The organism is Paraburkholderia silvatlantica (assembly GCF_003096715.1).
Classification (GTDB): Bacteria; Pseudomonadota; Gammaproteobacteria; order Burkholderiales; family Burkholderiaceae; genus Paraburkholderia; species Paraburkholderia silvatlantica.
In genome coordinates, this window is sequence record NZ_QEOL01000019.1 from 104701 (window position 1) to 129644 (window position 24944).

Genomic DNA, 24944 nt, shown 5'->3' on the forward strand with positions numbered 1-24944 from the left:
CGGAAGGACGATGTACTGGCCAAGTTGCTGCCTTTGCTCAAGTAGCTCGTTGGCCATCTCGGGTGTTCTCGCTTGGAAAACCGGGTCACCGATGAGGCCAGAAGTCTCGTTGCGCCATTGATTCGCATTGTTTCTCCATGCCCGAAATCTATCGCAGATACGGGAGCTGGGCGTCCTTTTGCCTGATCCGAAGCTAAGACCTGAGACACAGCCTGCCTTCACTGGGCGTCAGATTAACATTCCTCCAGCTATGGCCATTTTTCTGCAAGACGTTGGAGGTAAGGCGCTTACCGCCGATGCTCCTGAGCACGACGACTTGTCGTGCCTGAATTCTGCTTCATGATCGAGATCATACACTTATAAGCCAATAAATATCATTTATTAATCAATCAATTAAAACATATTGCATTGATAAATAAATTAAATTAAGAAATCAATTTAATTCTGTTAAGAATAGGCGTAGCCTCCTTATGGCAACAATTTGTTACTCATCTCGCTGGATACGACAGCACTCCTTCTACCCGAACCTTCTGCCGAGAGAAGCTCGACACTCAATTGTTCGACGCTGATCTGCCTGTTCATCGCTAGTGTCCGGAGCGTCGAGAAGGCCTCGCGTTCGCTGAGACCACGGTCGCGCATCAGCATCAGTTGCGCCGAGAATACAAATTTGCGTCCCTTGACGCGCTCTTCGAGTTGCTCGATGCGCGCGCGCAACGCGCGATGCGTACGGTGGTTATCGCAGGCGAGCACGCACGCCGACAGCACGCCTTCGTAGCGCACCGGTTTGCGCAGAACGCCCGACACGCCCTGATTGATGACCCACAGCAGACGTGACGGCGTCTCCGTGCCGAGAATCGCAATCAGCGGCACGTCGGGCCATTCGAGCTCGCGGCCATGGTTGGCGACCGACGCGTAGTCGCTGTCGAACATCAGGATGTCGTAGCCATCGAGCGTGGCGAGATCCGGCAACGTGGCGAGAAAGGTCGATTCGACGCCGAGTCGCCGGAACTGCTGCTCGAGGTTGTGTTGATCCCTGCTCTCGCAATAGAACGCGCAGACTTTCACTCCCCTCAGAGAAAGCGACGTCTTTTTCACCGCTACCTCCCGCTGTCATCAGGGGGAACGAAAGATCCCGAATGCTCGGGTTTGACCAGGCCGGACAGGTCGACCCACGTCAGATAAGGGTCTGGTTTGACCGGCTTCGGCGCCTCCCAGAAGATGTCGAATTGCCCGTCCGCGCGGCAGCGGCCGAGTCGCGGCGTCAGGTAGCTGTGGTTATTGTCCGCGTCGATATGAACGGTACCTTGCGGCGCCTGCACCTTTTGCCGGCAAACCTCCTTGCAGACAGCCGACGTTTCGGCCGTGCCGCACGCGGCGATCGAGCGGCTCAGAAATACGCCGCACAGATAAGCCGCTTCGGTATCGACCGAAGGCGAGCTGCTGCTGCCGAAACGGGCACGGTACTCACGCAAAAAGCGCTGGTTATGCTCGCTATGGATCGACTGGAAATAAACCGACGACACCAGATAGCCCTCGACCGCCTGCGCACCCACCAGCTTCACCTCGGGCTCGCACAGCGTCAGGCTGAGCTTGGCCACGTCGTTCGATGCGAGGAAACCGTGCTGATGCGCCGAGCGCTGCCACGCGTGATAAAAGTGATACGCCGACTCACCGACGAGCGTATTCAGCACGATGGCCGGCCGCTTCTCGATGATATCGTCGATGATTGCCTGCACCGTATGTTCGCCCACCGGCACCAGTTGCTCGCCGACGACCGTGCCGCCCGCTTCCTGCATCGCCTCGCGTGCAATCCGGTTGATCTCCCATGACCACACATAATTCGAGCCGACGTTATAGAGCTTCGTTTCGTAGCGGTCCGTGACATGCCGGATCAGCGGAATCACGTGCTGGTTCGGCGCCGCGCCGAGATAGATCACGTTGGCGCTGCTTTCGAAACCTTCATAGCGAGGCGAGTGCCATAGCAGCGCATTGGCGCCTTCGATTAGCGGCAGCACGCGCTTTCTCGACGCCGACGTGTAGCAGCCGATCACATGCCGCACACCTTGCGTATGCAGCAGTTCGTGGCACATCGCGTAGTACTGGTCGAGCGAGCCGCCCGGATCGCGGATCACTGGCTCCAGCAGGAAGTCGAACGACGCGTTGGCGTTCGACTCCTCGATCACCATCAGCACGCCATTCAGCATTTCGCGGCCGATCGCGCCATAGGTGCCGGTCAGCGAATACAGGATGCCGATACGGATGACCGTTTTGTCCCGGGCCGACGCGCTCTGGCCGGGCCGCCCGTCGGGCGAAACTTCACTGGTAGACAAACTTCCTCCTTACCTGGCAGATGCCGCCTGCGCCCGGACCGCGGATTCGACCAGCGCGGTGTAATGGTGCGGCAGGCGCATCATCAGCAAATCCTTCCGACGCGCAACGTTCGTCGGATAAACGGTGTCCAGATTCGTCGTGTCGATATCGAGTACGGCATACCCCTCGGCGTCGAACACGAGCGATTCGCGGCGCGGAAACTCGAATGTATCCGGGCCGAAAACGCCGGACTGTCCAACGTACCCGTGCTGCGCGTCATGACGATTCGAAAATGCGAGGTACACGTTGTTCTCGCCTGCCCGCACGCGGAAGTGATGCCAGTGACAAGGATCGGCTGCCGTCGGGATCGGGAAGTTCTGACGCACAGCCGAGCCCGGATGACCACTCGACAGGCGGTTCTTCAGCGCGCCCGGACACGCGATCAGATCGCATCCGGCCAGCGCCAGCACCCGGCACGACTCGGGGAACAACGCATCGTAACCGGTCAGAATTCCGAGCCGTCCCAGCGGCGTGTCGAAAGTTCGCCAGTTCTCGCCGGGCGTCGCCCAGGCGAGATCGTCGTCGTCAAGATGCAGCTTGCGGTAGGTCCCGACGAGCCCCTCCGGCCCCGCCAGCACGACGCCGTTAAAGTGATGCTGCTGCGCCTGCTCGGCGATACCTGCGACCAGATACACGCCGTATTGCATCGCGAGGCGCACGAGCGCGTCGGTGGCCGGGCCCGGAATCGGTTCGGCCGGCGCACCCTGAGACGGACTGCCGGTCAGCGACAATTCGGGAAAGACAATCAGCGATGGATGTTCCGCGTTCATCACGCACTCGACGTGCCGCGCGATCTGCGCGAGGTTGTCCGCGAGACTGCCCGACGGATTGAACTGTGCGGTGGCTACGCGCGAGCGCCGTCCCGGGGGCAAAGGAGCGATGTTATACAGGCGGAAATAATCGAGCGAATTCCATGTGAACGGATTGGTCATCAGTTCGGGATATTTGTCGGGACGACGACGCCCGAACGGCGCCGCAACCGTCGGAGACGACGGTTGCGGCGGCACCGTTGTTTGCGAACGGGCGCGATCAACGGGTTCGAGTTCGGCATACGCAATGCCGTCGCCACTATCGACCGAGGCGAGGATCGAGCCGTCGCGGCCGATCACGCAACTGCCGCCGCTGAACTGCACGCCGCGCTCCAGACCCCAGCGGTTGCTCTCGATCAGATAGCAGTCGTTCTCGGCCGCCCTGCTGATCCAGTAAGGAGCGGGCGTACGCTCGGCGAGCCAGTTGCTGATATGACAGATGATGTCGGTACCGGCCACGCCGAGCAGCCGCGCGGTCTCGATGAAATGAATGTCCATGCAGATCAGCAGACCAACGCGCCCGATCGGCGTATCGAAAACCTGGTGACCGAGGTTGCCCGGCGCCGCCCACTTCGGCTCCGAAATATACGGGTGCGTCTTGCGATGACAGCCGAGCACGCCTTCCGGGCCGATCAGCACAGCCGAGTTGTAGTAAAGCCCGGTGGCGGGATCGACCTCGGGCATCCCGAGCACCACGTAACAGCCGTACTGTTTCGCCAGTTCGACAAAGCGTGTCGTGGTCGGGCCCGGCACCGGCTCGACATACGGCGAGACTTCCGCGCGATCGACCCAGCAGTAGCCGGTCGTCGCCATCTCCGGCGTGGTGATGAGCCGCGCACCCTCGCGCGCCGCCTGTCCGACGAGCCGCAGCAGCGCGTCGATATTGTCGTGCTTGCGAAACATCGTCGGCTCGAACTGCACGGCCGCGACTTTTAGCTGATTCGTCATGCCTGATTCTTCTCCAAGATAAGGGTCGAAGCCGCGTTGTTCGTGGCGTCAACCGCGACGATTCGCGATGCAGGCCGCGGCGCGCCGCGGGCGTGACCGCTGCGGCTCATCCTGCGTGACCGGTCATCAACGCGACCAGTTCGCGCTCGTCGAGCTGCTCGCGCGGCAGGTCCGCCCTGACCTTGCCGTCGTACATCACAAGACAGCGGTCCGACATGCGGATCAGTTCGGCGAGTTCGGTCGAGTAGACGAGCACCGAGCCGCCCTTTTCGGCGAACCGGTCGATGGCCTGATAAATGATTTCTTTGGTGCCGACATCGACGCCGCGAGTCGGATCGAACAGCAGCAGCGTTTTCGCTCCGGTGAGCAGCGCCCGCGCGATCAGTGCCTTCTGCTGGTTGCCGCCCGACAAATTGCCGATCCGAAAGCGCAGATAGCGGCGCTCGAGTTCCACCTGCGGCGCGACGTTGCCGATCGATCTCGCTTCATGCCGCGCCGAAATCACGCCGCAGCGTGCCATCCGCCGCAGCACCGACTGCGTCACGTTGGCGGCCGTCGTCAGGTGCGGAAATATGCCTTCGTTCTTGCGATCCTCGGCGACGAACGCGACCCCACCTTGCAACGTCAGCGCATGGGCGGGGTTCTTGAAGCGCACCGGCCGCCCTCCCATCACGATCTGGCCGCTGACCGGCTGGCTCTGGCCCGCCAGCGTGCGAAACAATTCACGCTGGCCTTGCCCTTCGAGCGCGGCGACACCCAGCACTTCGCCGCGCGCCAGTCGCAGCGACACCGAATCGAAGCCCTTGCCGGTCAGATCGTTGAGCACGAGTGCATCGACGCGCGGCCTCACTTCGGGCTTGCGCGACGGCGCGAGCGAGTGCGTCGCGCGCCGGCCTACCATCATTTCGAAAATGTCGGCATCGCTCACGTCATTGAGCGCGACGGTCGAAATGCTCCTGCCGCTGCGCAGGATCGTCGCGCTCGACGCCAGCTCGCGAATCTCGGCGAGCCGGTGCGAGATGTACAGCACCGCCGTGCCCTGCTGCGTCACGCGCCGCACGAGCCCGAACAGCCAGTCGACGTCGGCAAGCGCGCCGGTCGGCTCGTCGAGGATCAGCAGCTTCGGCTGCCGGTACATCGCACGTACGATTTCGATGCGCTGGCGCGCAGCCAGCGACAGGCTGTCGACCGTCGCACCAGCGGCTACGTCCGTGACACCGTATGCGGCCAGCACCTGCGTCACCGCGTCGTTCATCCGCTCGACAGAGATCAGGCCGCCGGCGTGCCTGAGCGAGCCGGGCAGGAAGAAGTTCTGCGCGACCGACAGATTGGGCACGAGGCTCAACTCCTGAAAGGCCGTCGATACGCCCGCGGCACGGGCCTCGATCAGGCGCGCCGGCCGGTACGGCGCGCTGTCGAGCGTCATCCTGCCGGTATCTGGCCGGACGACGCCGGACAGCACCTTGACGAGCGTCGACTTGCCCGCGCCGTTTTCGCCGAGCAGCGCCTGAATCTCGCCGGGCCGGATGCTCAACGACACGTCTTCGAGCGCGACAGTCGCGCCGTACGACTTCGACAGCGACCGCATGTCCGCAGTGAACCGGTCAAGCGCGCTTATCTGCGTTCCCATACGTCGATCTCCGATGCGGCCTCGCCGCTTTTGCGTTGATGGTTGCGCTCAGGGTTTCGCCGAGACCTTGACGACCGTCAGCCGGTACTCGTCGGGCGCCGCCTTGCAACTGCTGCAGTTGATGCCCGGCTCGTCGGCGGCCTGTTTGATCGCGGCCGGCAGCGGCTGGATCGTCGCACCCGGTGTCGGTTTGCCGGTCAGCACCGCATCGAGGCTCACTTCAGGCAGCGTCGTCGGGTTGTAGATCTCGGTCGAGAAGCCATCGGGCACGAGGCCGGCGGCAAACACGTTGCAGCCGTCGGCGATGGTCTTGCCGTTGCACAGCTTGATCTGGTCGGCCGCGGCCCATGGCAGCGGGTATTCGATGTTGGTCGGCTTCAGGTCGCGCTTGCCGGTCAGAACTTCCATCATCAGCTTGAAAGCGTACCCCGCCGTAGCCGGCGGCGATCCGGATGAGACGCCCTTGAAGCCGCGTTGCACGTAGTCCTTGTTGAGGAAGCCGAGGCGGAAACCGTTCATGTTCTCGCCGGTGATCGGCACCATCCTGCCCTTGCGGTCGGCGACCGCGCGCAGCACGCCGGCCTCGCCGAGTTCGGACCAGATGCCGTCGACATCGGGATGAGCGGCCAGTGCCTTGGCGGTTTCCTTCTGGCTGACGCGGTCGTCCCAGTAGCCGTAGTACTCCGATACCACCTGAATGCCGGGATACTGCGCGAACACGTGGCGCGCGCCGTCGGCGTGACGCTTGTCAACCGACGTGCCCGGCACACCGCGGTTCATGAAGATCTTGCCGTGGCCGCCAAGTTCGTTGACGAGCGCCTGTGCGGTGTTCTCTCCGAAGCCCGCTGAAATGTAGCTGACGTTGTACGCGCACGGCTCCGTGACGGTCGAGTCGTACATGAAAAATTTGACCCCTTTTTCGCAGCCGCGTTTGACGGTGCGGTTCAGCGCGGTAGGTGAAATCGGGAAGCTGATGATGCCGTCGGCCTTCGCGTCGATCATGCTTTCGTAGGCGGCAATCTGCGCCTGCGGATCGGTGCCCGAAATCACCACTTTCAGGTCGACCATCTTGTCGTACGGGGGCGTTTTCGCGAGCGCCTGAATCATGTTCGACGTCTCGCTCATCCAGTTATTGCCCGAGTAGCTGAGGCTCAGGAAGATCTTGTACTTTCTGGCCGGCGCGCTTTGCGCCGACGCGCCCGACCACGCGGTGCCGAGCAGCGACGCGCCGATCAGCACCGCGCAGAGTGTCTTGAACAAGGCTTTGCTTTTCATAGGTATCCCACTTTGAAGAAGTGAATGAATCAGTGGATGAATGCAACCTTCTGGTGTGGGGTGAAACTTCAATCTGGAGAAGCCACGAGCCTGTGCCGCGCCGAACATGCTCAGCGTCGGAGCCGCGAAAACCACGTCGCAAGCGAACCCGCCGACGAGCTTTGGCACAGCAGCGCGACGACGATGACAAGGCCCGACACGATCAGCCGCCAGCCCTGGGCGAGACCCGTGGCGGCAATCACCGAATCGAGCGTCGTGAGAAACAGCGTGCCGACGATGGTCCCGAGAAAACTGCCGCGGCCGCCGAGAATAGACGAGCCGCCCACCACGACAGCGGCGATCGAAGGCAACAGATAAGGCTCGCCCATCATCAGCGTGGCACCGCCCGAGTAGCCGGTCAGCAGTGCGCCGCCGGCGGCCGCGCATATCGCGCTGCCCGTATAGGTGAGCACCAGCGTGCGCGTCACGGGAATGCCCGACACGCGCGCGGCGCCGAGACTGCCGCCGATCGCGTAGAGGTTGCGTCCAAACACGGTACGCGTTTGCAGCATGAGGCCCACAACGCAGATCGCGACGAACACGAGCACGACGACCGGCACGTTCAGCAGCGAGCCTTTCATCAGCGCTTCGAGGAACAGCGGCGAACCGCCAAGCGTGCTTCCGCTCGTGTAGCCGAGCGCGATCGAGCCGACGATGATGCCGACACCCATGGTCATGATGAACGGCGGAATCTTCAGCCACGCGATGCCCACGCCGCTCAATGCGCCTATCAGCCCGGCGCCGACAAGGATGGCCGGCATCAGATACCAGGCGCCCGCATTCGAGCTGCCGATCAGCGCGGTGCTCATCACGCCGCCGAACATGAACAGCGACGCCACCGACAGGTCGAGTCCGCCAGACAGGATCACGAGCCCCTGGCCGAACGCGGCGACCAGCAGAAAGCAGCCGAGCGTCAGCACCGTGCTCACCTGCGCCCACGATCCGAGGCTCGAGCTGATGAGCCGCGAGCAGGCGATCATCAGCACGGTCAGCGCAAACAACAGGCCCGCGCTCAGATAGTCGGGGTTGACCCGGCTTGCGCGGCGCGCGTCGCTTCTCGGACTGGCCATCGTGACATTGGTCGAATTCGTCGTCATGCCACTCTCCGCGCGTGATGCGTGCGGTTCAGACCGCGCTCAGCCAGAATCGCCAGAATCAGAAGAACACCCTGAAAGAGGCCGGTGTAGAACGACGACACGCCGACCGCGAACAGCATCTTTTGCATCAGCAGCAACACGCTGGCGCCGATCATCGAACCGATCGCACCACCCTGGCCGCCGCCGAGGCTTGTGCCGCCGAGCGCAACCGCCGAGCCGGTTCTCCCTGAAAATCTGCCGGATGGTTTGCAGATACCAGCGCCCGGGCAGGTCGAGCGGGTTCTCGTACCAGCTCTGGAACGCTTCTTCCTTTTTCACGTAAGCCGGGTCGTCGATGTGCTCGTACAGATCGATGTGCTCCGTCACGTAGTGCTGGTCCGGGTGCATGTTTTTCCATCCGCTCAGCATGAAACGGCCTCGCATCAGGCCGCCGCCAAGCTTCACCAGTTCTTCGTAGAACGACTCGGGATAAGTGTGCACCATCCGCTTGATGGGACCGTCACCCGCGTCGGTGTCGATCGGCGAACCGGCCAGCACGAGACTCGCGACCTTGTGCGGAAAGCGGGCGGCATACATGGCCGACATCCAGCCGCCCTGGCACAGGCCCACCAGGTTCACCCGGCCGCCGAGCTCGTCGACGCACACGTTGATCTCGGCGAGATACTGGTCGATCTCCAGATCCTTCATGTCCTCCGTCGCCGACTTCCAGTCGGTCAGGAAAAGCCGCGACAGTCCGTGCTCGCGCAACGTTTGCATCAGGCTCTGACCCGGCTGGAAGTCGGCGATCATCGCGCGGTGGCCGGCGTACGGCGCATCGACGATGGTCGGCAGGCCCTGCGGGTTGTCGCCGGAGTAGTCGCGCAGAACCATCGTGCGCAGGTCCAGCAACGGCCGGTTGGCCGTGGCGAGCGCGGGATGCAGTTCGAAATGGAGCCGCTCTTCTTCCGCGAGGAAAGCGAGATTTCTGGCCGACAGCGAAGCGCCGGTTTCCATCAAGGCTGCGGTGGCCGCCATCGGCCAGAAAAGCGGCAGCGCGAGCATCGACGTACTGCCGGGACTTTGAGTTTCACGAGGGTGGCTCAAGGGAATTTCTCCGTTCTTGGTGCAGCGTGTGGAAATCCAGACTTCCCGTGTCACGCGTGGTCCGACATGTCCGCTCCTTGCAGGTCAGGTAGCGGGTGAGCACAGGCGAAGATTACGCACCCTCTGAGAACAAGGCGCATTGATTTACATCAAATTTATTGCGCTGCACAATCCCAGGTGTGCGCACCCAGGTCATAGGCAAAACCTTTCCACTTCATCGGGAAACAATATTTTCTCGGGATTGTGGCCAGGTAAATTTCCTGGGTGGCCGCACCGCACCCCGATATGTCGGGGCCCTCTCCGCCGCTTCAGGACAACGACCCATGAATCTTTTCCAGCACTGGAAACACCACGTTTGTGCCGCCATGATGCTGACCGCGAGCCTGGCCGCGAGTCTGCCCGCCCACGCCGACGACCTGCTTGGCCGCGTCAGGCAGCACGGCGAACTCGTTGTCGGAACCGAGATGCAGTTCGCGCCGTTCGATTTTCTGGAGAACGGCCAGCAAGCCGGCTTCAACAAGGATCTGTTCGCAGCCGTCGGCAAAATCATGGGCGTGAAGGTGCGCTTCATCGACCTGCCCTGGGACAGCGTGCTGCCCGGCCTCGACGCGAAGAAGTTCGACATGGTCGCCGGCCCCCTCACGGTCACGAAGGCGCGCATGGAACGCTACGCCTTCACCTACCCCATCGCCGACGCCACCGACGCGCTCCTCAAGCGCGCCAGCGACGCGAGCATCAAGCAGCCGTCCGACATCGCGGGCAAGGTCGTCGGCGCGCAAAAGAGCAGCGCGCAAAACGAACAGTTGAAGGCTTACGCCGCGACTCTCAAGCAAGCGCCCGACGTGCGCGAATACGTCGACAACAACCAGGCCTACGCCGATCTCGCGTCGGGGCGCCTCGCCGCCGTCGCGAACTCGCTCACGAATATCGCCTATGTCGCGAAGCAGCGCCCGGCTGTGTTCGCGGTCGTGCAGCCCGCGTTCGGCTCGAAGGTGTATTTCGCCTATTGCATGCGCAAGGACGCCGACAGCCAGTCGCTCGACGACGCCTTCAACGCCGCCATCAGCACGCTGAACAAGAACGGCGAGCTAGCGGCGCTGCAAAAGAAGTGGTTCGGCGTGGCCGTGAGCCTGCCGATGGCCGTGCCGACGCCCAATATCTGAGTGTCGCAATAGTAGTGTCGTCAATAGCGCGCCGTCCGCGCCTCACACTTCGACAAGGCGATTCGACATGTTCAGTCTGAGCGCGTTCTGCGATGCCCTGCCCCTGCTGCTTCACGCGTCGCTCACGACGCTCGCCGTTTCGTCGGCCGGGCTCGTGATCGGCTTCTTCATTGCGCTCGCGGTGTGCGCGGCGCGGCTTTCCCAGAAGCGCGCGCTGCGCGTTGCCGCCACGGTCTATGTGCGCGTGCTGCGCGGCATTCCGTTGCTCGTGCAACTTCTTCTGGTCTATTACCTGTTGCCGTTCATCGGCATCAACGTGCCGCCGCTCACGGCAGCCATCAGCGCCGTGTCGCTCTGTTCGGCAGCGTATATCGCCGAAATCCTGCGCGGCGGCTTTGCGAATCTCGCACGCGGACAAACCGAAGCGGCGCGCATGCTCGGGCTCTGCGCGTTCGACCAGCTTCGACGCGTGCAGATTCCGCAGGTACTGCGCTCGACCTTGCCGTCGCTCGTCAACGAGATGGTGCTGCTGATCAAGGCGTCGTCGCTCATTTCGGTCGTCGGCGTCGCCGAAGTCACGCGCACCGCGCAGAACATCGCGGCCAGCACCTATCAGCCGCTCGAAGCGTATGCCGCGGCGGGCCTGATCTATTTCGTCCTGTGCGGCACCCTGGCGTTGATGGCGCACGGCGCGGAGCGGCGCCTGCGCGCCGCCTGACGCGAACGGGCATACGGAGCCGGCCATGTCCCAGTTCGACTTGCATGTCATCACGAACAACCTTCCGCAAATCGGCGCGGGCTTCGCCACGACGATCGGCATGTGGCTCGCGGGCGTCGCGCTCGGCGCGGCCATCGGCCTCACGGTCGCGCTGTTGCAGCAAGGCGGCGGCCGTGGCACACGCGCGCTGCTGCGCGTGTATATCGAACTCTTTCGCGGCACACCCTTTCTCGTGCAGCTTTTCCTGCTCTATTACGGCGGCCCCGCGCTGGGTTTGATGCTCACGCCCGCGAGCGCGGGCGTGGTGAGTCTCGCACTCTACGCGGGCGCCTACTTCGCCGAAGTCTTTCGCGGCGGCTTCGCCTCCGTGCCGCGCGGCCATCTCGAAGCGGCCGTGTGCCTCGGCCTCACCCGCTGGCAGGCGATCTGGCGCATCGAGCTGCCGCAAATGCTGGCGCTCATCACGCCCGCGCTGGCCAATCTCACGATCGTGCTCAGCAAGGAAACGGCCGTGCTCTCGATCGTGACGGTGCCCGAGCTCACCTTCGTGCTGACCGGCATCGGCTCCGCAACCTTCGCCTTCGTGGAAACGCTGCTCGTGCTGTGCGTCTGCTATCTGCTGCTTGTCGAAGCGGCGACACTCGCCGGCAACTGGGCCGAACGGCGCGTGAGCCGCTTCATGGCATGAACCCTGGAGATCCGCATGAATAATCCGGCCGAACCCGGGCCCGCTTTTCTGGGCGCGAGCGCCCCGCACGTTTCGCCCGCACCGCTGATCCAGGTGAAGGATCTCTACAAGCGCTTTGGCCATACCGACATTTTGCGCGGCGTCGATCTGAGCGTCGCGAAGTCGGAGGTCGTTTGCATCATCGGACCGTCCGGCTCCGGCAAGAGCACGCTGCTACGCTGCATCGCGGGGCTCGAAACCTACGATCACGGCGACGTGCGTATTGAAGGCGAATTGCTCGGCTACGTCGATCGCGGCGGGCGGCGCGTGCGGGCGGCGGCGCGCGAGGTGAACCGCGTGCGCCGCAATGTCGGCATGGTGTTTCAGCAGTTCAACCTGTGGCCGCACATGACGGCGCTGGCGAACGTGAAGGAAGCGCTGCTGCGCGTGCGCGGTCTGTCGAACCGGCAGGCAGACGAGCGCGCGGGCAAGATGCTGGAGATGGTCGGTCTTTCGCACAAGGCGAACGCGTATCCGTCGCGGCTGTCCGGCGGCCAGCAGCAGCGCGTCGCGATTGCGCGCGCGCTCGCCATGGCGCCGCACATCATGCTCTTCGACGAACCGACTTCGGCGCTCGATCCCGAACTCGTCGGCGAGGTGCTGCAGGTGATGAAGCAGCTTGCGCGCGACGGCATGACGATGGTCGTCGTCACGCACGAAATGGGCTTCGCCGCGCAGATGGCCGACACGGTCGTCTTCATCGATCAAGGCCGCGTTGCCGTGCGCGGTGCGCCGCAACACGTGTTTCGCGAGTCGGAAAACCCGCGTTTCAAGCAGTTCCTGCAAAACTATCTGGACCGCAACGCCTTCTGGTCCGGCGCGCCGAACGCGCGGAACCCAGCGTAATCCACCTCGAATCCCCTACTCCCTTCCATCATGAGCGAATCTGAACTGCGTATCGATCTGGCCGCGGCCTTCCGGTGCTTCGCACGCCTGAACATGAACGAAGCGGTCGCGAATCATTTGAGCGTAGCCGTTTCGGACGACGGCCGCCGCTTCCTGACCAATCCGAAGTGGATGCACTTCTCGCGCATCAAGGCGAGCGATCTCGTGCTGCTCGACGCCGACGACCCCGCAAGCCTCGCGGGCGGCAAGGTCGATCCGACGACATGGGCGATTCACGGTCAGTTGCATCGCCGCCTGCCGCACGTGCGCGTCGCGATGCATCTGCATCCCGTCTACGCAACGACGATCTCCACACTCGAAGATCCCGTGGTCCTGCCGATCGAACAGAATACCGCGCGCTATTTCAACCGCGTCGCGCTCGACACCGCGTTTTCCGGCATGGCCGACTCCGAAGACGAGGGCGCGCGCCTCGTCGCGCTGCTCGACGGCAAGTCGCGCCTGATGATGGGCAATCACGGCGTAATGGTGTGCGCGCCGACCATCGGCGAAGCGTTCGACGACATGTACACGCTCGAGCGCGCCTGCCAGATTCTCGTGAACGCCTATGCGACGGGCAAGCCGCTGCGCGTGCTCTCCGACGCCGTCGCCGAACGCACCGCGCGCGACTGGGAAAGCATTGCGGACTTCTCGATCGCGCACTTCGAAGAAATGAAGAAGGTGCTCGACGAGGAAGATCCGTCGTATCGAGACTGAATACGGAGACTAGATGCGGAGACTGAATGCGGCGCATGAAAAAGGGCGCGTGCGAATCAACGCACGCGCCCGTTGCAACCCGCTTCGAAAGCGCCGCTTAGCCGGCCGTTTGCAGATGCTGCGCGAGACGCATCAACATCGCATCGCAGCGATCCAGTTGATCGAGCGTGACAAACTCGTCCGGCTTGTGGCCTTGATCCATGCTGCCGGGCCCGCATACCACCGTCGGAATGCCTGCCTGCGCGTAAAGGCCCCCCTCGGTGCCGAACGCCACCGTGCCGAAGTCGCTCGATTCGCATAGCCGCGCGAGCAGTTGCGCAACCTCGCTCTCGGGCGGCGTGGCGAGGCCCGGATACGCGTTGAGCGCTTCGAAGCGGATGCCGGTATCGGCGCGCACGGCGCGCATTTTCGGCACGAGTTCGCTCTCGGCGTAACGCTTCAGATCGTCGGCGACCGTGAGCGCGTCGAAGCCCGGCACGGTCCGGACTTCGAAGTCGAATTCGCATTCGGCGGGCACGATGTTCAGCGCGCGGCCGCCCTTCACGACGCCGGTTTGCAGCGTGGAAAACGGCGGGTCGAAACGCGCGTCGCGATACTCGGGCCGCGCGAGTTCGTCGCCGATCGCCTCCAGTTTGTTGATGAGGCGCGCCGCGTACTGGATCGCGTTCACCCCGTACGGCGCATAGGCCGAATGACACGCGGCGCCTTTCACGTGACAGCGCATCGCGAGCTTGCCCTTGTGACCCAGCACGGGCTTTAGTTCGGTCGGCTCGCCGATCAGGCACAGCCGCGGCGCGTGCGCGCGCTGAGCGAGTTCGGCGAGCATGGGCCGCACGCCGAGGCAGCCGATTTCCTCATCGTACGAGAACGCGAGATGCACCGGCATGACGAGCGGCGCGCGCAGGAATGCGGGCACTGCCGCGAGCACGCACGCGATGAACGATTTCATGTCGGCTGTGCCGCGTCCGTATAGGCGTCCGTTCTTCCCGGTCAGGCGGAACGGTTCGACGGTCCACGCCTGGCCGTCGACAGGCACGACGTCGGTGTGGCCCGAGAGTACAATGCCGCCGCGATCGCGCGGACCGATCGTCGCGAACAGATTGGCCTTGGTGCGCTGCGCGTTGTGGAACAGTTCGCACTCCACGCCCAGACCGGCGAGATACGACTCGATGAACGCGATGAGTTCGAGGTTCGAATCGCGGCTCACGGTCGCAAAACCGATCAGGCGCTCCAGCATCGCGCGGCTCGTCGTCTCGCACGGCTCACTCATCGCCTGGCACTCCATAGCCTGGTGCGGCCGTGGGGTTCAGCGCGCGCGTGATGTAGTCCTGCATCTGCGGGCGGTACGCCTCCCACAAGCCGCCCAGCGCGGCAATGGGTGCTTCGTCGGCCCAATCGACACGCAGATCGACGATGGGCCAGACCTGCGCATCGACGATCTTGAGCGCCGCCGAATGCACCGGCCCCGCTTCGCCGCCCGCCTCGAGCGCCGCGTGCATGGCCGCCAGCAAGCGGTCCGCGAGCACGCCCGGCGTGCGTTCGAACGCCTGCGCCATCGTGTCGATCACCTGTTCGTGAGCGAGCATGTTGCCCGCCGCGACGCATTGATCGCCCGCATGCGCGTGGTTGCGCCCGAGCGTGCGCGCGCCCGTGAAGAACGCCGTGCGTCCCGCGCTGTTCACAACCGTGACCTGCCGGTAAGCGCTGTACGGGTCCAGGGCGAGCGCGCGTTGCAACGCCGCTTCCGGCGCGAGCTTTTCGCTCTCCAGCAAGTCGAGCACCTGCGCGCCCAGCGCGGGCAGCGTGACATTCTGCGTCGCCACCACGCCCACGCCCGCACGCGCCCACGCGCAGCGCGCGCCCACGGCGATGCTCGACGAGCTGATGGCAATGCCCAGTTGCCCGCTCTGCGGGCAACGTCCCACGATCGAGAAGGTCATGGCCCGCTCCTCAGTCCTGTACCGGCTGCCAGTTATCGGGAATCACGGCGATCACGTCGATTTCCATGAGCCATTGCGGCTGCCCGAGCGCGCTCACGACGAGCCCCGTCGAAATCGGGAACACGCCTTTCAGCCACTTGCCGACTTCCTGATAAACGGGCTCGCGATAGCGCGGATCGATCAGATACGTGGTCGTCTTGACGATGTGCGTGAGGTCGCTGCCTGCTTCTTCGAGCAATTGCCTGACGTTCTTCATCGCCTGCTCGGCCTGCGCACGCGCATCGCCGAGACCGACCAGATTGCCGTCGAAGTCGGTGCCCACCTGGCCGCGCACGTAGACCGTGTTGCCCGCGCGAACGGCCTGGCACAGGTCATTGTCGAGCGACTGGTTCGGGTACGTGTCCTTCGTGTTGAACATGCGGATACGGGTATGCGTAGGCATCAATTCACTCCCAGTTCGTTGAGATTCGGCTCTCCGGGCGCCTGCACGGCGTCGTGCCCGGCGGACGCCGCGCGGCGCTGCGCGGCGTCGCGATAGTCGAGATACTTGCGTTGTGTCGCGATCTGGTCGGCCAGATGCTTCGCGTCGTGCCACACGCCCCATATGAACGACGAGCCGCGCCGCGACAGCCACGGCAAGCCGAGGAAATACACGCCTGGCTCCTTCGAGACGCCGCGTTGATGGCGCGGCTTGCCCGTTTCGTCGAAGGCGTCGACCTCGAGCCACGCGTAGTCCTGCGCATAGCCGGTCGCCCAGATGATCGTGCTCACGCCCGCTTCGGCGAGATCGAGCGTGAGGATCGGATGCTTCACGCACTCGGGATCGGCGGGAATATCGCGCGCGTGCGGGTCTGGCGGCAACGCCACGCCGTTGCGTTCGACATAGGCGTCGGCGGCGTCGAGCAGCGCGAAAAGACTTTGATCGCCGCGCGTGAGATTGGCGGCGAGATCGTCGGCGAAGGTGACGACGTGGCCTTCGAACGATTGCGTCACGCCCACGAGCGTCATGCCCTGATGCGCCAGTGCGCGGAATTCGACGGTCTGCCCGCCGCGTGCGCCGCTCACGGCAATCGTCACGTGCTCCCGGCCCGGCCCGGCGACTTCCTTGTCCCACTCGCCGAGCACGCCCAGCCACCAGCAAAAATCGCGATTGCGGTACGCGCGCGGCGGCCGGTCGTGCGCGCCCACCGAAAGATAGACCTTGCGGCCCGCGCGCATGAGTTCATCGGCAATCTGCACGCCTGAGGAGCCCGCGCCCACGACCAGCACCGCGCCGGGCGGCAACTGGCCGGGATTGCGGTAATCGACGGAATGCATTTGCGTGAGCGTCGAGTCCCCGGGCGCAATCGGCGGAATCACGGGACGCTGGAACGGCCCGGTTGCGACCACCACGCGCTGCGCGTCGATCACGCCATCGGACGTCTCCACGCGAAAACCGGGGCGGCCCGCGTGACGGGTCACGCGCGTGACCTCCACGCCGGTGCGGATCGGCGCGTGATATTTGCGGGCGTAGGCCTCGAAATAGTCGGCGACCTGATCCTTCGAGGCGAAGGCGTCCGGGTCCAGCCCCTCGAACTCCATGCCCGGGAAGCGGTCGTGCCACGCCGGACCGTTCGCGACGAGCGAATCCCAGCGCGCGGTGCGCCAACGCTCGGCGATGCGATCGCGTTCGAGCACGAGATGCGGCACGCCGATGCGGCTGAGATGCTCGCTCATCGCAATGCCGGCCTGCCCGGCCCCGACGATGAGCGTGTCGATTGACGTCGTTTCAGCCGTCATGGCTGCCTCCTTCTGAAAAGCGATGCGGGACGGGCCGCACAGGGCCCGCGGATAGCGGAAACCGGAGATGGCCCGAGAGATCCGGCCGTGTCAGGGGAGAAAATTTACGCCCGGCGCCTGCGCCCACAAACTACTTAAAAAAAATGCGTTGCATTGTTTTTCGCTATGCAAGCATGCCCCGCGTGATCGACAATGTTTTGATCGGCAATCCTCAGGAGAGGCGATGGATCACAATCCGCTGCGCTATTCGCTGCGCCAGTTGCGTTATTTCGTCGTGGCCGCGGAAGCGCTGTCCTTCACCGCCGCGGCGCGGCGCCTGCATATTTCGCAGCCGTCGATCTCGACGGCGCTCGCCGACCTGGAGGCGTCATTCGGCGTGCAGTTGTTCATCCGGCATCACGCAAGCGGACTCTCGCTCACGCATTCGGGACGCGATCTGCTCGGCCATGCGCGCAATCTGCTCAAGAACGCCGAGGAATTGCAGCTTGCGGCGAGCGAAATGGACGGCGGCATGGGCGGCACGATTTCGCTTGGCTGCCTGGTCTCGCTCGCGCCGCCGCTCATGCCGGGCATCATCAGCCGCTTCGTGAAGGAGCACGCGGGCATCGGCTTTCGCACCACGGAGGCGCATCAGGACGTGCTGTTCGGGGGCCTGAGCGACGGCTCGCTCGACATCGTGCTCACCTATAGCCTCGATATCGCGGACGGCATCGCCTTCACACCGCTGCTTTCGCTGCCGCCCTATGTGCTGCTGCCCAGGACGCACCGGCTCGCGCGCGCGAACAAGGTCTCGCTCGCCGAGCTGCTCGAAGAACCCTATGTGATGCTCGATCTGCCGCACAGCCGCGAATATTTCTCCGCGCTGTTCGACTCGGTCGGCACGCGCCCCGTGCCGACCTTTCGCTCGTCGCAGCCCGAAGTCGTGCGCGGCATGGTGGCGAACGGCCTGGGCTACAGCATCCTCAATTTTCCGCTCAAATCCACCCGCACCGTGGACGGCGAGCACTTCGTCATCAAGCACTTCAAGGACAACGTGAGCGCGACGACGCTCGGTATCGCGCAGTCGAGCGGCATGCGCTCGCGCCGCATCGTGCAGCACTTCGCGGCGTTCTGCGAAGCCTATGTGCGCGAGCTCGACGTGCAGGAGTAGCAGCGCCTCCAAGCCAGTTCCTGCAGCCATGCCGTATAAGTTTTCCCTATCCTTTACATGGGAAAACAATATTTTGACTGGTAATTTGGATTGTTAGATTGGAGTCCATGCACAGCCCATCAGGTCCTGGAGGCCGCATGGCATCACTCCTCTCGTCCCCCGCCGACGGACACGCATTGCTCGGCGCGCTGCGTGCCAATTGCGAGCGCCCGTTCGAAGACGCCCGCGCCATGCCGCCGGGCGTCTATACATCGGAGGCGTTTCTCGCGCTCGAACAGCGCGACGTTTTTCGCAACGAATGGCTCTGCGTCGGGCGCGTGAGCGAACTGGCGAAACCCGGCGACTATCTGACGACCCAGATCGACGACCAGCCCGTTGCGGTGCTGCGCGACGCGAACGGCGCACTGCGCGCATTCTCGAACGTCTGCCTGCATCGCATGTCGGTACTGCTCGAAGGCAGCGGCAACGTCCGGCGCATCGTCTGCCCGTATCACGCCTGGAATTACACGCTCGACGGCGCGCTCGCCGGCGCGCCGCTGATGGACCGCCAGCCCGGCTTCTGCAAGGAGCACTACAAGCTGCCTGCGGTGCGCTGCGAAACGTGGCAAGGCTGGATCTACGTGACGCTGAACGACGACGCGCCGCCCGTCGCCGAACAGCTCGCCGGGCTCACCGCCCTGATCGAGCCGTACGGCATGACCGACTACGTGCAGACCTTCCACGAAGAGCACGTGTGGGACACGAACTGGAAGATCCTTGCCGAGAACTTCATGGAGAGCTATCACCTGCCGATGCTGCATCGTGCGACGGTGGGCCCGCATTCGAAGCTCGAGGAAATGGAATGTCCGCCGGGTCTGCCCGCGTTCAACTATCACTGGATCACGAAGGAAGCAACGCTGCCGATCGGCAACGCGCATCCCGCCAACCAGCGTTTGCAAGGCCACTGGCGGCGCACCACGGCGCTGCTCACGATCTATCCCACGCACCTGGTGACGCTCACGCCGGGTTACTTCTGGTACCTGATCCTGCAGCCGAAGGGCGTGGGCCAGGTGCATATCCGCCTGGGCGGCGGCCTGGCGCCTGAGTTCATCGACGACCCGAAATCGGCCGGCTACCTGGCCACGCTGAAAACGCTGCTCGACGAAGTGAATGCCGAAGACCGCCACGGCGTGGAGGCCGTGTTTCGCGGCGTGCACGCGCCGCTCGCGCGCGCCGGGCACCTGAGCCACCTGGAGCGGCCCAATTACGACTTCGCGCGCTATCTCGCGCGCCGCATTGGCGCGTCGTGAGCCGCGCGCCTCGTTCCTCGCCGACCGACATTTGATGCCGTCCCATGCAAAGCGAACCGTTTATTTCATTCCAAGGCGTCAGCAAGTCGTATGACGGCGTGCACAGCGTAGTCGACGGGCTCGACCTCGACGTCGTGCGCGGCGAATTCGTCTCGCTGCTCGGGCCTTCGGGCTCCGGAAAAACCACCACGCTGATGATGCTCGCGGGCTTCGAGTCGCCCACGCACGGCGAGATTCGCCTCGCCGGCAAACGTCTCGACGACAAGCCGCCGCACCGCCGCGACATCGGCATGGTGTTCCAGAACTACGCGCTCTTTCCGCATATGACGATTGCGGAAAACGTGGCGTTTCCCCTCTCGGTGCGCAAGGTAAGCCGCAGCGAGCAGCAGGCGCGCGTCGCGCGCGCGCTCGACATGGTCGAACTCGGGCATCTCGCGAAACGCCGCCCCGCGCAGTTGTCGGGCGGCCAGCAGCAGCGCGTCGCGCTGGCGCGCGCGCTCGTGTTCGAGCCGAGCGTCGTGCTGATGGACGAGCCGCTCGGCGCGCTCGACAAGCGTCTGCGCGAAACCATGCAGTACGAAATCATGCGCCTGCATCGCGAACTCGCGCTGACCGTCGTCTACGTGACGCACGATCAGCACGAAGCGCTGACGATGTCCGATCGCGTGGCCGTGTTTTCCGATGGCCGCATCCAGCAGGCCGCTGCGCCGACCGAGCTTTACGAGAATGCGGCCAACGCGTTCGTGGCGAGCTTCGTCGGCGAGAACAATGGCTTGAAGGGGCGCGTCACCTCGACGGACGGCGAATGGGCCGCGCTGCAACTCGCCGAAGGCGGCACCGTGCATGGCCGCGCGGGCACGCAGCTCAAGCCGGGCGACACGGCGATGCTCGCGCTGCGTCCCGAGCGCGCGCATATCGCCGCAACCGACGCGAGCGTGCTCGACGCGCAGCAGCAGAACCTCAACGCGCTGCACGCGTTCGTCCACGAACTCGTCTATTGCGGCGATCACCACCGCGTGCATCTGAAACTCGCGAACGGCGAAGCGCTCGTCGTCAAGGTGCCGAACACCCAGCATCACGAATTGCCCGCGCTCGGCCATCGGACCGTGGTGACCTGGCGGCGCGACGACTGCAAGGTGCTGCCCGTCACCGTCGCTTCCAGCGCGCGTGCGCCAGCCGGGGAGTCCGGCGCACGCGCCGCGTCGCCACCACCGTCCCCGCAATCCATTTCATCCGCCTCGCCATCCATCGCAGGAGTCAAACAAGCATGAAAACGAATCGCTCTATGATCCGCACCGCCCTCGCCGCCTGCGGCTTCGGTGTGGCCGCCATGACCGGCGCGCACGCGGCCGACACGATCTCGGTCGTAACGTTCGGCGGCGCTTATGAAGCGGCCGCGAAAAAGGCGTGGTTCGAACCCTTCACCGCGAAGACCGGCGACCAGTTCAGCACCGAATCGTACGACGGCGGCCTCGCCAAGCTCCAGGCGATGGAACAGGCCAAAAATCCGACGTGGGACTTGATCGACCTCGAAACCAACGACGCCATCAACGCCTGCGATGAAGGCCTGCTGGAGAAGTTCGACAAGAAGACGCTCGGTAACACCGCGGACTTCCTGCCTGGGTCGATCAGCGATTGCGCGGTCAGCGCGATGGTCTGGTCGACGGTCTACGCCTACGACACGAGCAAGCTGAAACCCGCGCCGACCACCATCGGCGACTTCTTCGACCTGAAGAAATTTCCGGGCAAGCGCGGCATGCGCAAGTCGCCCAAGGTGGCAATGGAATGGGCGCTGATCGCCGACGGCGTCGCCCCGCAGGACGTCTACAAGACGCTCGCCACGCCCGCCGGCGTCGATCGCGCGTTCAGGAAGCTCGACACGATCAAGTCGAACATCGTCTGGTGGGACGCGGGCGCCCAGGCGCCGCAGTTGCTCGCCGATGGCGCGGTGGTCATGACCCAGGCGTACAACGGCCGCATCGACGACGCCGTTCACAAGGACAAGAAGCCGTTCAAGGTCGTGTGGGACGCGCAGGTGTACGACTACGAATGGTGGGGCGTGCCGGCCGGCGCGAAGCATGGCGATGCGGCGCGCAAGTTCATCGTCGCGTCGTCCACGCCGCAGGCCTACGCCGATCTGTCGAAATACATCGCCTACGCGCCGCCCCGCAAGAACGCGATTGAGCTGATCGACAAGGCGCGCCTGAACGACCTGCCGACCGCACCCGCGAACTTCAAGCGACCGTTGCAGATCGACGCCACCTTCTGGGCCGATAACGCCGACGCGATCAACAAGCGCTTCCAGAACTGGCTCACGCAGTAACGCGAGCACGCACGAGACCTCCCGCTTCGACAGCCCAGGCGCCACGCGACGATGAACACACCGCTGCCCACCACCGCTTACCCCGGCCCTGGCACGACGGCCGCCGGCCGCGCGTCGTTTCTCGCCGCGCGCCGCAAGGCAGCCCTTCGCGCGCTGGCGCTTGCGCTGCCGCTGCTGGTCTTTTTGCTCGTGACCTTCGTCGCGCCGATCGCGAGCCTGCTCGCGCGCAGCGTGCAGAACCCGGAAGTGCGCCACGGCATGCCGCATCTGAGCGCGGCGCTCGCGGCCTGGAGCGGCGTTGGCGTGCCCGGCGAAAGCGCGTTCTCAGCGCTTGCCGTCGATCTGAAGCGGGCAAGCGAAAACAGCCAGCTCGGCGATATCGCGCGGCGCATGAACTTCTATCAGCCCGAGTACCGGAGCCTGCTGTTCAAGACCGCGCGTGCCGTGCGCGCGCAAACGCCCGCGCAGTGGAAACCCGCGCTCATCGATCTGGACGCGCGCTGGGGCGACACCGAAACGTGGCGGCTGCTCAAGCGCGCCTCGCAGTCGCCCACGCCCGATTACCTGCTCAATGCCGTCGACGCGCAGGTCGCGCCCGACGGCGCCGTCGCTCACGTGGCCGCCGGCAGCGCCGTCTATCGCGCAGCCTTCGCTCGCACCGTGGCGATCAGTGCGAGCGTGACGCTGCTGTGCCTGCTGCTCGGCTATCCGGTTGCCTACCTGCTCGCGACGCTGCCCGAAAAGCAAAGCTCGCGCCTCATGATGTTCGTGATCGTGCCGTTCTGGACGTCGCTGCTCGTGCGCTCGACGGCGTGGTATGTGCTGCTGCAACCGGGTGGCGTGATCAACAGCGCGCTGCTGCGCCTCGGCGTGATCCATGAACCGGTTCCGCTCATTTTCAACCGCACGGGCGTGCTGATCGGCATGACGCACATTCTGCTGCCGTACATGATTCTCGCGATCTATTCGGTGATGAAGAACGTTTCGCCGTCGTACATGCGTGCGGCGAAGTCGCTCGGCGCGCATCCGGCCGTCGCGTTCGTGCGCGTGTACGTACCGCAGACCTTTCCCGGCGTGGGCGCAGGCTGCTTTCTCGTGTTCGTGCTGGCGCTCGGCTACTACATCACACCTGCGCTGCTCGGGGGCGCGGGCGATGAAATGATCAGCCAGCTCATCGCCGAGCAGACCAACGACCAACTGAACTGGGGCCTCGCCGGTGCACTGTCCTGCTATCTCGTGATCTTCACCGGCGTGTTCTATTTCGTGTTCAACCGGCTCGTCGGCATCGACCGGCTGCGCTTCGGCTGACCGCGACCGCCCACGACCCACGCACTCACTGAACCATCGAGCCCGACATGAACGACGCCCGCCCCCGGCTGCTCTCGGAACGCATCGCAGGCGCCGGATTGCGACTGCATAGCGCGCTGATCTTCTTCTTCCTCGTCGCGCCGATTCTCGCGATCGTGCCGCTATCGTTCAATTCGGGCTCGTTCTTCTCGTACCCGATGCAGGGCTGGTCGCTGCGCTGGTACGAGCAGGCGTTGAGCTCCCCGGACTGGCAGCGCGCGTTCGCGAACAGCATCGGCATCGGCGCGGCGTCCACCTTGATCGCAACGGTGCTCGGCACGCTCGCCGCGCTCGGCCTGAGCCGCCCCGGCTTTCCGCTGCGCGCCATCGTCATGCCGCTCATCATTTCGCCGATGATCGTCCCCATCGTCGTGGTCGCGGCCGGTTTCTATCTCGTGTTCGCGCCGCTCGGCCTCGTGAATTCGTATCCGGGTGTGGTGCTTTCCCACGCGGCGCTCGGCACGCCGTTCGTCGTCATCACCGTGACGGCGTCGCTGCTGTCGTTCGATCAAAGCCTCCTGCGCGCGGCGTCCGGGCTCGGCGCACGGCCGTGGGTGGCGTTTCGCCGCGTGACGCTGCCGCTCATCCTTCCCGCCGTGGCGACCGGCAGCATCTTCGCGTTTGCAACCTCGTTCGACGAGGTGATCGTGATTCTCTTTATCGGCGGCCCCGCTCAGCGCACCGTGCCGCGCCAGATGTGGAGCGGCATTCGCGATCAGATCGATCCGTCGATTCTCGCCGTCGCGACGCTGCTGATGATCTTCGCCGTCGCGCTGCTCGCCAGCATGAACTGGCTGCGCAAGCGCGCGCAGATGGCGCGCGGCGCGATGAATTGACCGGGCATGCATGCGAGGTCAGGTCACGCCGGGGGCGTGGCGATGAGCGACTTTCCGTTCACGTCGCGCTATGCGCCCCTTTGAACGCGGCCAATTCCGGGTAAATTGCCTTTGGGCGAATGGCGATTCGCCAGTTCCGCAAACGTTTGCGATATCGGGATCGATTTGCGCATCGATCGAAATTGTCATCCCTGGATGATTTCAGCGCGCACGGCAAACCTCATTCGACATCGAAATGAACGCGAATATCCTGTTCGGCTGCAACCGGACGACCGTCTTTCAACGCTGAAACAAATCGCCATTTTAGGGGAGCGCCGAAAGTAATGTAAATTTCACGAATAAAACGTTTGCGAACATCATTTGCGTTTCGTCACCGTTACCCACAAGGCAAATACGCGCTGGAAAATCGGCGCTCGCTGCCGGCGGCCTGAGTGCCCAACCGATCGGCACGTCCTGGCGGAACCTGGCCCCGCCGCCCGATAACATCGCCATCACCGGCATAACGACGCAGCAGGACGCACCCCGTACAGAGCGCCCCTCCCGCACCCCATCAAAATCAACAATCGTCTTCGATATATGCAAGGTAAAACGTTTTCCCTACGTCATAACACAAGAAAATCAAAAACAACATTAATCCTTTTCATTCTCCAGAATTCAGCGGTTATACCTCGGGAAATGTCAAAAATGGTTAAAGACGCCTATGAATCACGGTAAAACGATGGTAATTTGCGCCAGCCAAAGCAGGAAAATAACGCGCCGAATAGCTGAGTAACGTCTCGCCGGAGTTTTCGAAGCTCACCGATTGATTTGCGCGCTGAAGTG

General features: G+C 63.9%; 22 protein-coding genes. 11 read left to right on the forward strand and 11 right to left on the reverse strand.

Going from position 1 to position 24944, the window contains the following annotated elements:
- Nucleotides 1–468: 468 nt before the first annotated feature.
- The 7 genes from C7411_RS23745 to C7411_RS23775 all read right to left on the reverse strand — a co-directional run bounded on the left by C7411_RS23745 (nucleotide 469) and on the right by C7411_RS23775 (nucleotide 9209).
- Nucleotides 469–1095, reverse strand: coding sequence for an ANTAR domain-containing response regulator (locus C7411_RS23745; protein ID WP_133253699.1), 627 nt, complete (start codon nucleotides 1093–1095; stop codon nucleotides 469–471).
- A gap of 2 nt (nucleotides 1096–1097) precedes the next feature.
- On the reverse strand, nucleotides 1098–2330 hold the full coding sequence (locus tag C7411_RS23750) for a transporter substrate-binding domain-containing protein (protein WP_110386492.1): 1233 nt from the start codon (nucleotides 2328–2330) through the stop codon (nucleotides 1098–1100).
- A gap of 9 nt (nucleotides 2331–2339) precedes the next feature.
- Nucleotides 2340–4127 (reverse strand): nitrilase-related carbon-nitrogen hydrolase, encoded by a 1788-nt coding sequence (locus C7411_RS23755; protein WP_110386493.1) that lies wholly within the window; start codon nucleotides 4125–4127, stop codon nucleotides 2340–2342.
- 106 nt (nucleotides 4128–4233) lie between these two features.
- Nucleotides 4234–5757 (reverse strand): sugar ABC transporter ATP-binding protein, encoded by a 1524-nt coding sequence (locus tag C7411_RS23760; RefSeq protein ID WP_110386494.1) that lies wholly within the window; start codon nucleotides 5755–5757, stop codon nucleotides 4234–4236.
- 48 nt (nucleotides 5758–5805) lie between these two features.
- Complete coding sequence (locus tag C7411_RS23765; protein ID WP_110386495.1) at nucleotides 5806–7032, reverse strand: sugar ABC transporter substrate-binding protein; 1227 nt, start codon at nucleotides 7030–7032, stop codon at nucleotides 5806–5808.
- A 110-nt stretch (nucleotides 7033–7142) separates the two neighbouring features.
- Nucleotides 7143–8168, reverse strand: coding sequence for an ABC transporter permease (locus C7411_RS23770; RefSeq protein WP_110386496.1), 1026 nt, complete (start codon nucleotides 8166–8168; stop codon nucleotides 7143–7145).
- 39 nt (nucleotides 8169–8207) lie between these two features.
- On the reverse strand, nucleotides 8208–9209 hold the full coding sequence (locus C7411_RS23775; RefSeq protein WP_373682635.1) for an alpha/beta fold hydrolase: 1002 nt from the start codon (nucleotides 9207–9209) through the stop codon (nucleotides 8208–8210).
- 365 nt (nucleotides 9210–9574) lie between these two features.
- Between C7411_RS23775 and C7411_RS23780 the strand changes: the two genes are divergently transcribed.
- From C7411_RS23780 to C7411_RS23800, 5 genes are all read left to right on the forward strand, one after another.
- Entirely contained in the window at nucleotides 9575–10414 is an 840-nt protein-coding gene (locus tag C7411_RS23780; RefSeq protein WP_110386497.1) for a transporter substrate-binding domain-containing protein, read from the forward strand.
- Between the two features lie 67 nt (nucleotides 10415–10481).
- Nucleotides 10482–11132, forward strand: coding sequence for an amino acid ABC transporter permease (locus C7411_RS23785; RefSeq protein WP_110386498.1), 651 nt, complete (start codon nucleotides 10482–10484; stop codon nucleotides 11130–11132).
- A 25-nt stretch (nucleotides 11133–11157) separates the two neighbouring features.
- Nucleotides 11158–11820, forward strand: coding sequence for an amino acid ABC transporter permease (locus C7411_RS23790; protein WP_110386499.1), 663 nt, complete (start codon nucleotides 11158–11160; stop codon nucleotides 11818–11820).
- 15 nt (nucleotides 11821–11835) lie between these two features.
- Nucleotides 11836–12705, forward strand: coding sequence for an amino acid ABC transporter ATP-binding protein (locus C7411_RS23795; protein WP_110386500.1), 870 nt, complete (start codon nucleotides 11836–11838; stop codon nucleotides 12703–12705).
- 30 nt (nucleotides 12706–12735) lie between these two features.
- Nucleotides 12736–13458 (forward strand): class II aldolase and adducin N-terminal domain-containing protein, encoded by a 723-nt coding sequence (locus C7411_RS23800; protein ID WP_110386501.1) that lies wholly within the window; start codon nucleotides 12736–12738, stop codon nucleotides 13456–13458.
- Between the two features lie 97 nt (nucleotides 13459–13555).
- On the opposite strand, the gene argE is transcribed toward C7411_RS23800, so the two are convergent.
- From argE to C7411_RS23820, 4 genes are read right to left on the reverse strand one after another with little or no spacing between them, the layout of a single operon-like run.
- Nucleotides 13556–14728 carry an acetylornithine deacetylase gene (gene argE, locus C7411_RS23805; RefSeq protein ID WP_110386502.1) on the reverse strand — a complete coding sequence of 391 codons (1173 nt, stop codon included), beginning with the start codon at nucleotides 14726–14728 and terminating at the stop codon, nucleotides 13556–13558.
- On the reverse strand, nucleotides 14721–15398 hold the full coding sequence (locus tag C7411_RS23810) for a DUF1028 domain-containing protein (RefSeq protein WP_110386503.1): 678 nt from the start codon (nucleotides 15396–15398) through the stop codon (nucleotides 14721–14723). Before C7411_RS23810 ends, argE begins: the two co-directional genes overlap by 8 nt.
- 10 nt (nucleotides 15399–15408) lie before the next feature.
- Nucleotides 15409–15840, reverse strand: coding sequence for a RidA family protein (locus tag C7411_RS23815; protein ID WP_110386504.1), 432 nt, complete (start codon nucleotides 15838–15840; stop codon nucleotides 15409–15411).
- Nucleotides 15840–17177: a flavin-containing monooxygenase gene (locus C7411_RS23820; RefSeq protein WP_110386505.1), complete on the reverse strand. Its 1338-nt coding sequence runs from the start codon at nucleotides 17175–17177 to the stop codon at nucleotides 15840–15842. The genes C7411_RS23815 and C7411_RS23820 overlap by 1 nt, the downstream gene beginning before the upstream one ends.
- Nucleotides 17178–17400: 223 nt before the next feature.
- On the opposite strand from C7411_RS23820, the gene C7411_RS23825 reads away from it, so the two are divergent.
- The 6 genes from C7411_RS23825 to C7411_RS23850 all read left to right on the forward strand — a co-directional run bounded on the left by C7411_RS23825 (nucleotide 17401) and on the right by C7411_RS23850 (nucleotide 24122).
- Nucleotides 17401–18327 (forward strand): LysR family transcriptional regulator, encoded by a 927-nt coding sequence (locus C7411_RS23825; protein ID WP_110386506.1) that lies wholly within the window; start codon nucleotides 17401–17403, stop codon nucleotides 18325–18327.
- A 137-nt stretch (nucleotides 18328–18464) separates the two neighbouring features.
- The gene (locus C7411_RS23830) at nucleotides 18465–19616 is read left to right on the forward strand and encodes an aromatic ring-hydroxylating oxygenase subunit alpha (RefSeq protein ID WP_110386507.1); all 1152 of its coding nucleotides are present in this window, start codon (nucleotides 18465–18467) and stop codon (nucleotides 19614–19616) included.
- 44 nt (nucleotides 19617–19660) lie between these two features.
- The gene (locus tag C7411_RS23835; RefSeq protein ID WP_110386508.1) at nucleotides 19661–20887 is read left to right on the forward strand and encodes an ABC transporter ATP-binding protein; all 1227 of its coding nucleotides are present in this window, start codon (nucleotides 19661–19663) and stop codon (nucleotides 20885–20887) included.
- A 14-nt stretch (nucleotides 20888–20901) separates the two neighbouring features.
- Entirely contained in the window at nucleotides 20902–21939 is a 1038-nt protein-coding gene (locus C7411_RS23840; RefSeq protein ID WP_243413310.1) for an ABC transporter substrate-binding protein, read from the forward strand.
- Between the two features lie 51 nt (nucleotides 21940–21990).
- Entirely contained in the window at nucleotides 21991–23247 is a 1257-nt protein-coding gene (locus C7411_RS23845) for an ABC transporter permease (RefSeq protein ID WP_110386510.1), read from the forward strand.
- Between the two features lie 47 nt (nucleotides 23248–23294).
- Entirely contained in the window at nucleotides 23295–24122 is an 828-nt protein-coding gene (locus tag C7411_RS23850) for an ABC transporter permease (protein WP_110386511.1), read from the forward strand.
- Nucleotides 24123–24944 lie beyond the last annotated feature (822 nt).

Bases quoted from the DNA above. Each gene is read 5' to 3' on its own strand.
- C7411_RS23755 (WP_110386493.1), bottom strand. From the start codon at position 4,127: ATGACGAATCAGCTAAAAGTCGCGGCCGTGCAGTTCGAGCCGACGATG.
- C7411_RS23760 (WP_110386494.1), bottom strand. From the start codon at position 5,757: ATGGGAACGCAGATAAGCGCGCTTGACCGGTTCACTGCGGACATGCGG.
- C7411_RS23765 (WP_110386495.1), bottom strand. From the start codon at position 7,032: ATGAAAAGCAAAGCCTTGTTCAAGACACTCTGCGCGGTGCTGATCGGC.
- C7411_RS23770 (WP_110386496.1), bottom strand. From the start codon at position 8,168: ATGACGACGAATTCGACCAATGTCACGATGGCCAGTCCGAGAAGCGAC.
- C7411_RS23775 (WP_373682635.1), bottom strand. From the start codon at position 9,209: ATGCTCGCGCTGCCGCTTTTCTGGCCGATGGCGGCCACCGCAGCCTTG.
- C7411_RS23780 (WP_110386497.1), top strand. From the start codon at position 9,575: ATGAATCTTTTCCAGCACTGGAAACACCACGTTTGTGCCGCCATGATG.
- C7411_RS23785 (WP_110386498.1), top strand. From the start codon at position 10,482: ATGTTCAGTCTGAGCGCGTTCTGCGATGCCCTGCCCCTGCTGCTTCAC.
- C7411_RS23790 (WP_110386499.1), top strand. From the start codon at position 11,158: ATGTCCCAGTTCGACTTGCATGTCATCACGAACAACCTTCCGCAAATC.
- C7411_RS23795 (WP_110386500.1), top strand. From the start codon at position 11,836: ATGAATAATCCGGCCGAACCCGGGCCCGCTTTTCTGGGCGCGAGCGCC.
- C7411_RS23800 (WP_110386501.1), top strand. From the start codon at position 12,736: ATGAGCGAATCTGAACTGCGTATCGATCTGGCCGCGGCCTTCCGGTGC.
- argE (WP_110386502.1), bottom strand. From the start codon at position 14,728: ATGAGTGAGCCGTGCGAGACGACGAGCCGCGCGATGCTGGAGCGCCTG.
- C7411_RS23810 (WP_110386503.1), bottom strand. From the start codon at position 15,398: ATGACCTTCTCGATCGTGGGACGTTGCCCGCAGAGCGGGCAACTGGGC.
- C7411_RS23815 (WP_110386504.1), bottom strand. From the start codon at position 15,840: ATGCCTACGCATACCCGTATCCGCATGTTCAACACGAAGGACACGTAC.
- C7411_RS23820 (WP_110386505.1), bottom strand. From the start codon at position 17,177: ATGACGGCTGAAACGACGTCAATCGACACGCTCATCGTCGGGGCCGGG.
- C7411_RS23825 (WP_110386506.1), top strand. From the start codon at position 17,401: ATGGATCACAATCCGCTGCGCTATTCGCTGCGCCAGTTGCGTTATTTC.
- C7411_RS23830 (WP_110386507.1), top strand. From the start codon at position 18,465: ATGGCATCACTCCTCTCGTCCCCCGCCGACGGACACGCATTGCTCGGC.
- C7411_RS23835 (WP_110386508.1), top strand. From the start codon at position 19,661: ATGCAAAGCGAACCGTTTATTTCATTCCAAGGCGTCAGCAAGTCGTAT.
- C7411_RS23840 (WP_243413310.1), top strand. From the start codon at position 20,902: ATGATCCGCACCGCCCTCGCCGCCTGCGGCTTCGGTGTGGCCGCCATG.
- C7411_RS23845 (WP_110386510.1), top strand. From the start codon at position 21,991: ATGAACACACCGCTGCCCACCACCGCTTACCCCGGCCCTGGCACGACG.
- C7411_RS23850 (WP_110386511.1), top strand. From the start codon at position 23,295: ATGAACGACGCCCGCCCCCGGCTGCTCTCGGAACGCATCGCAGGCGCC.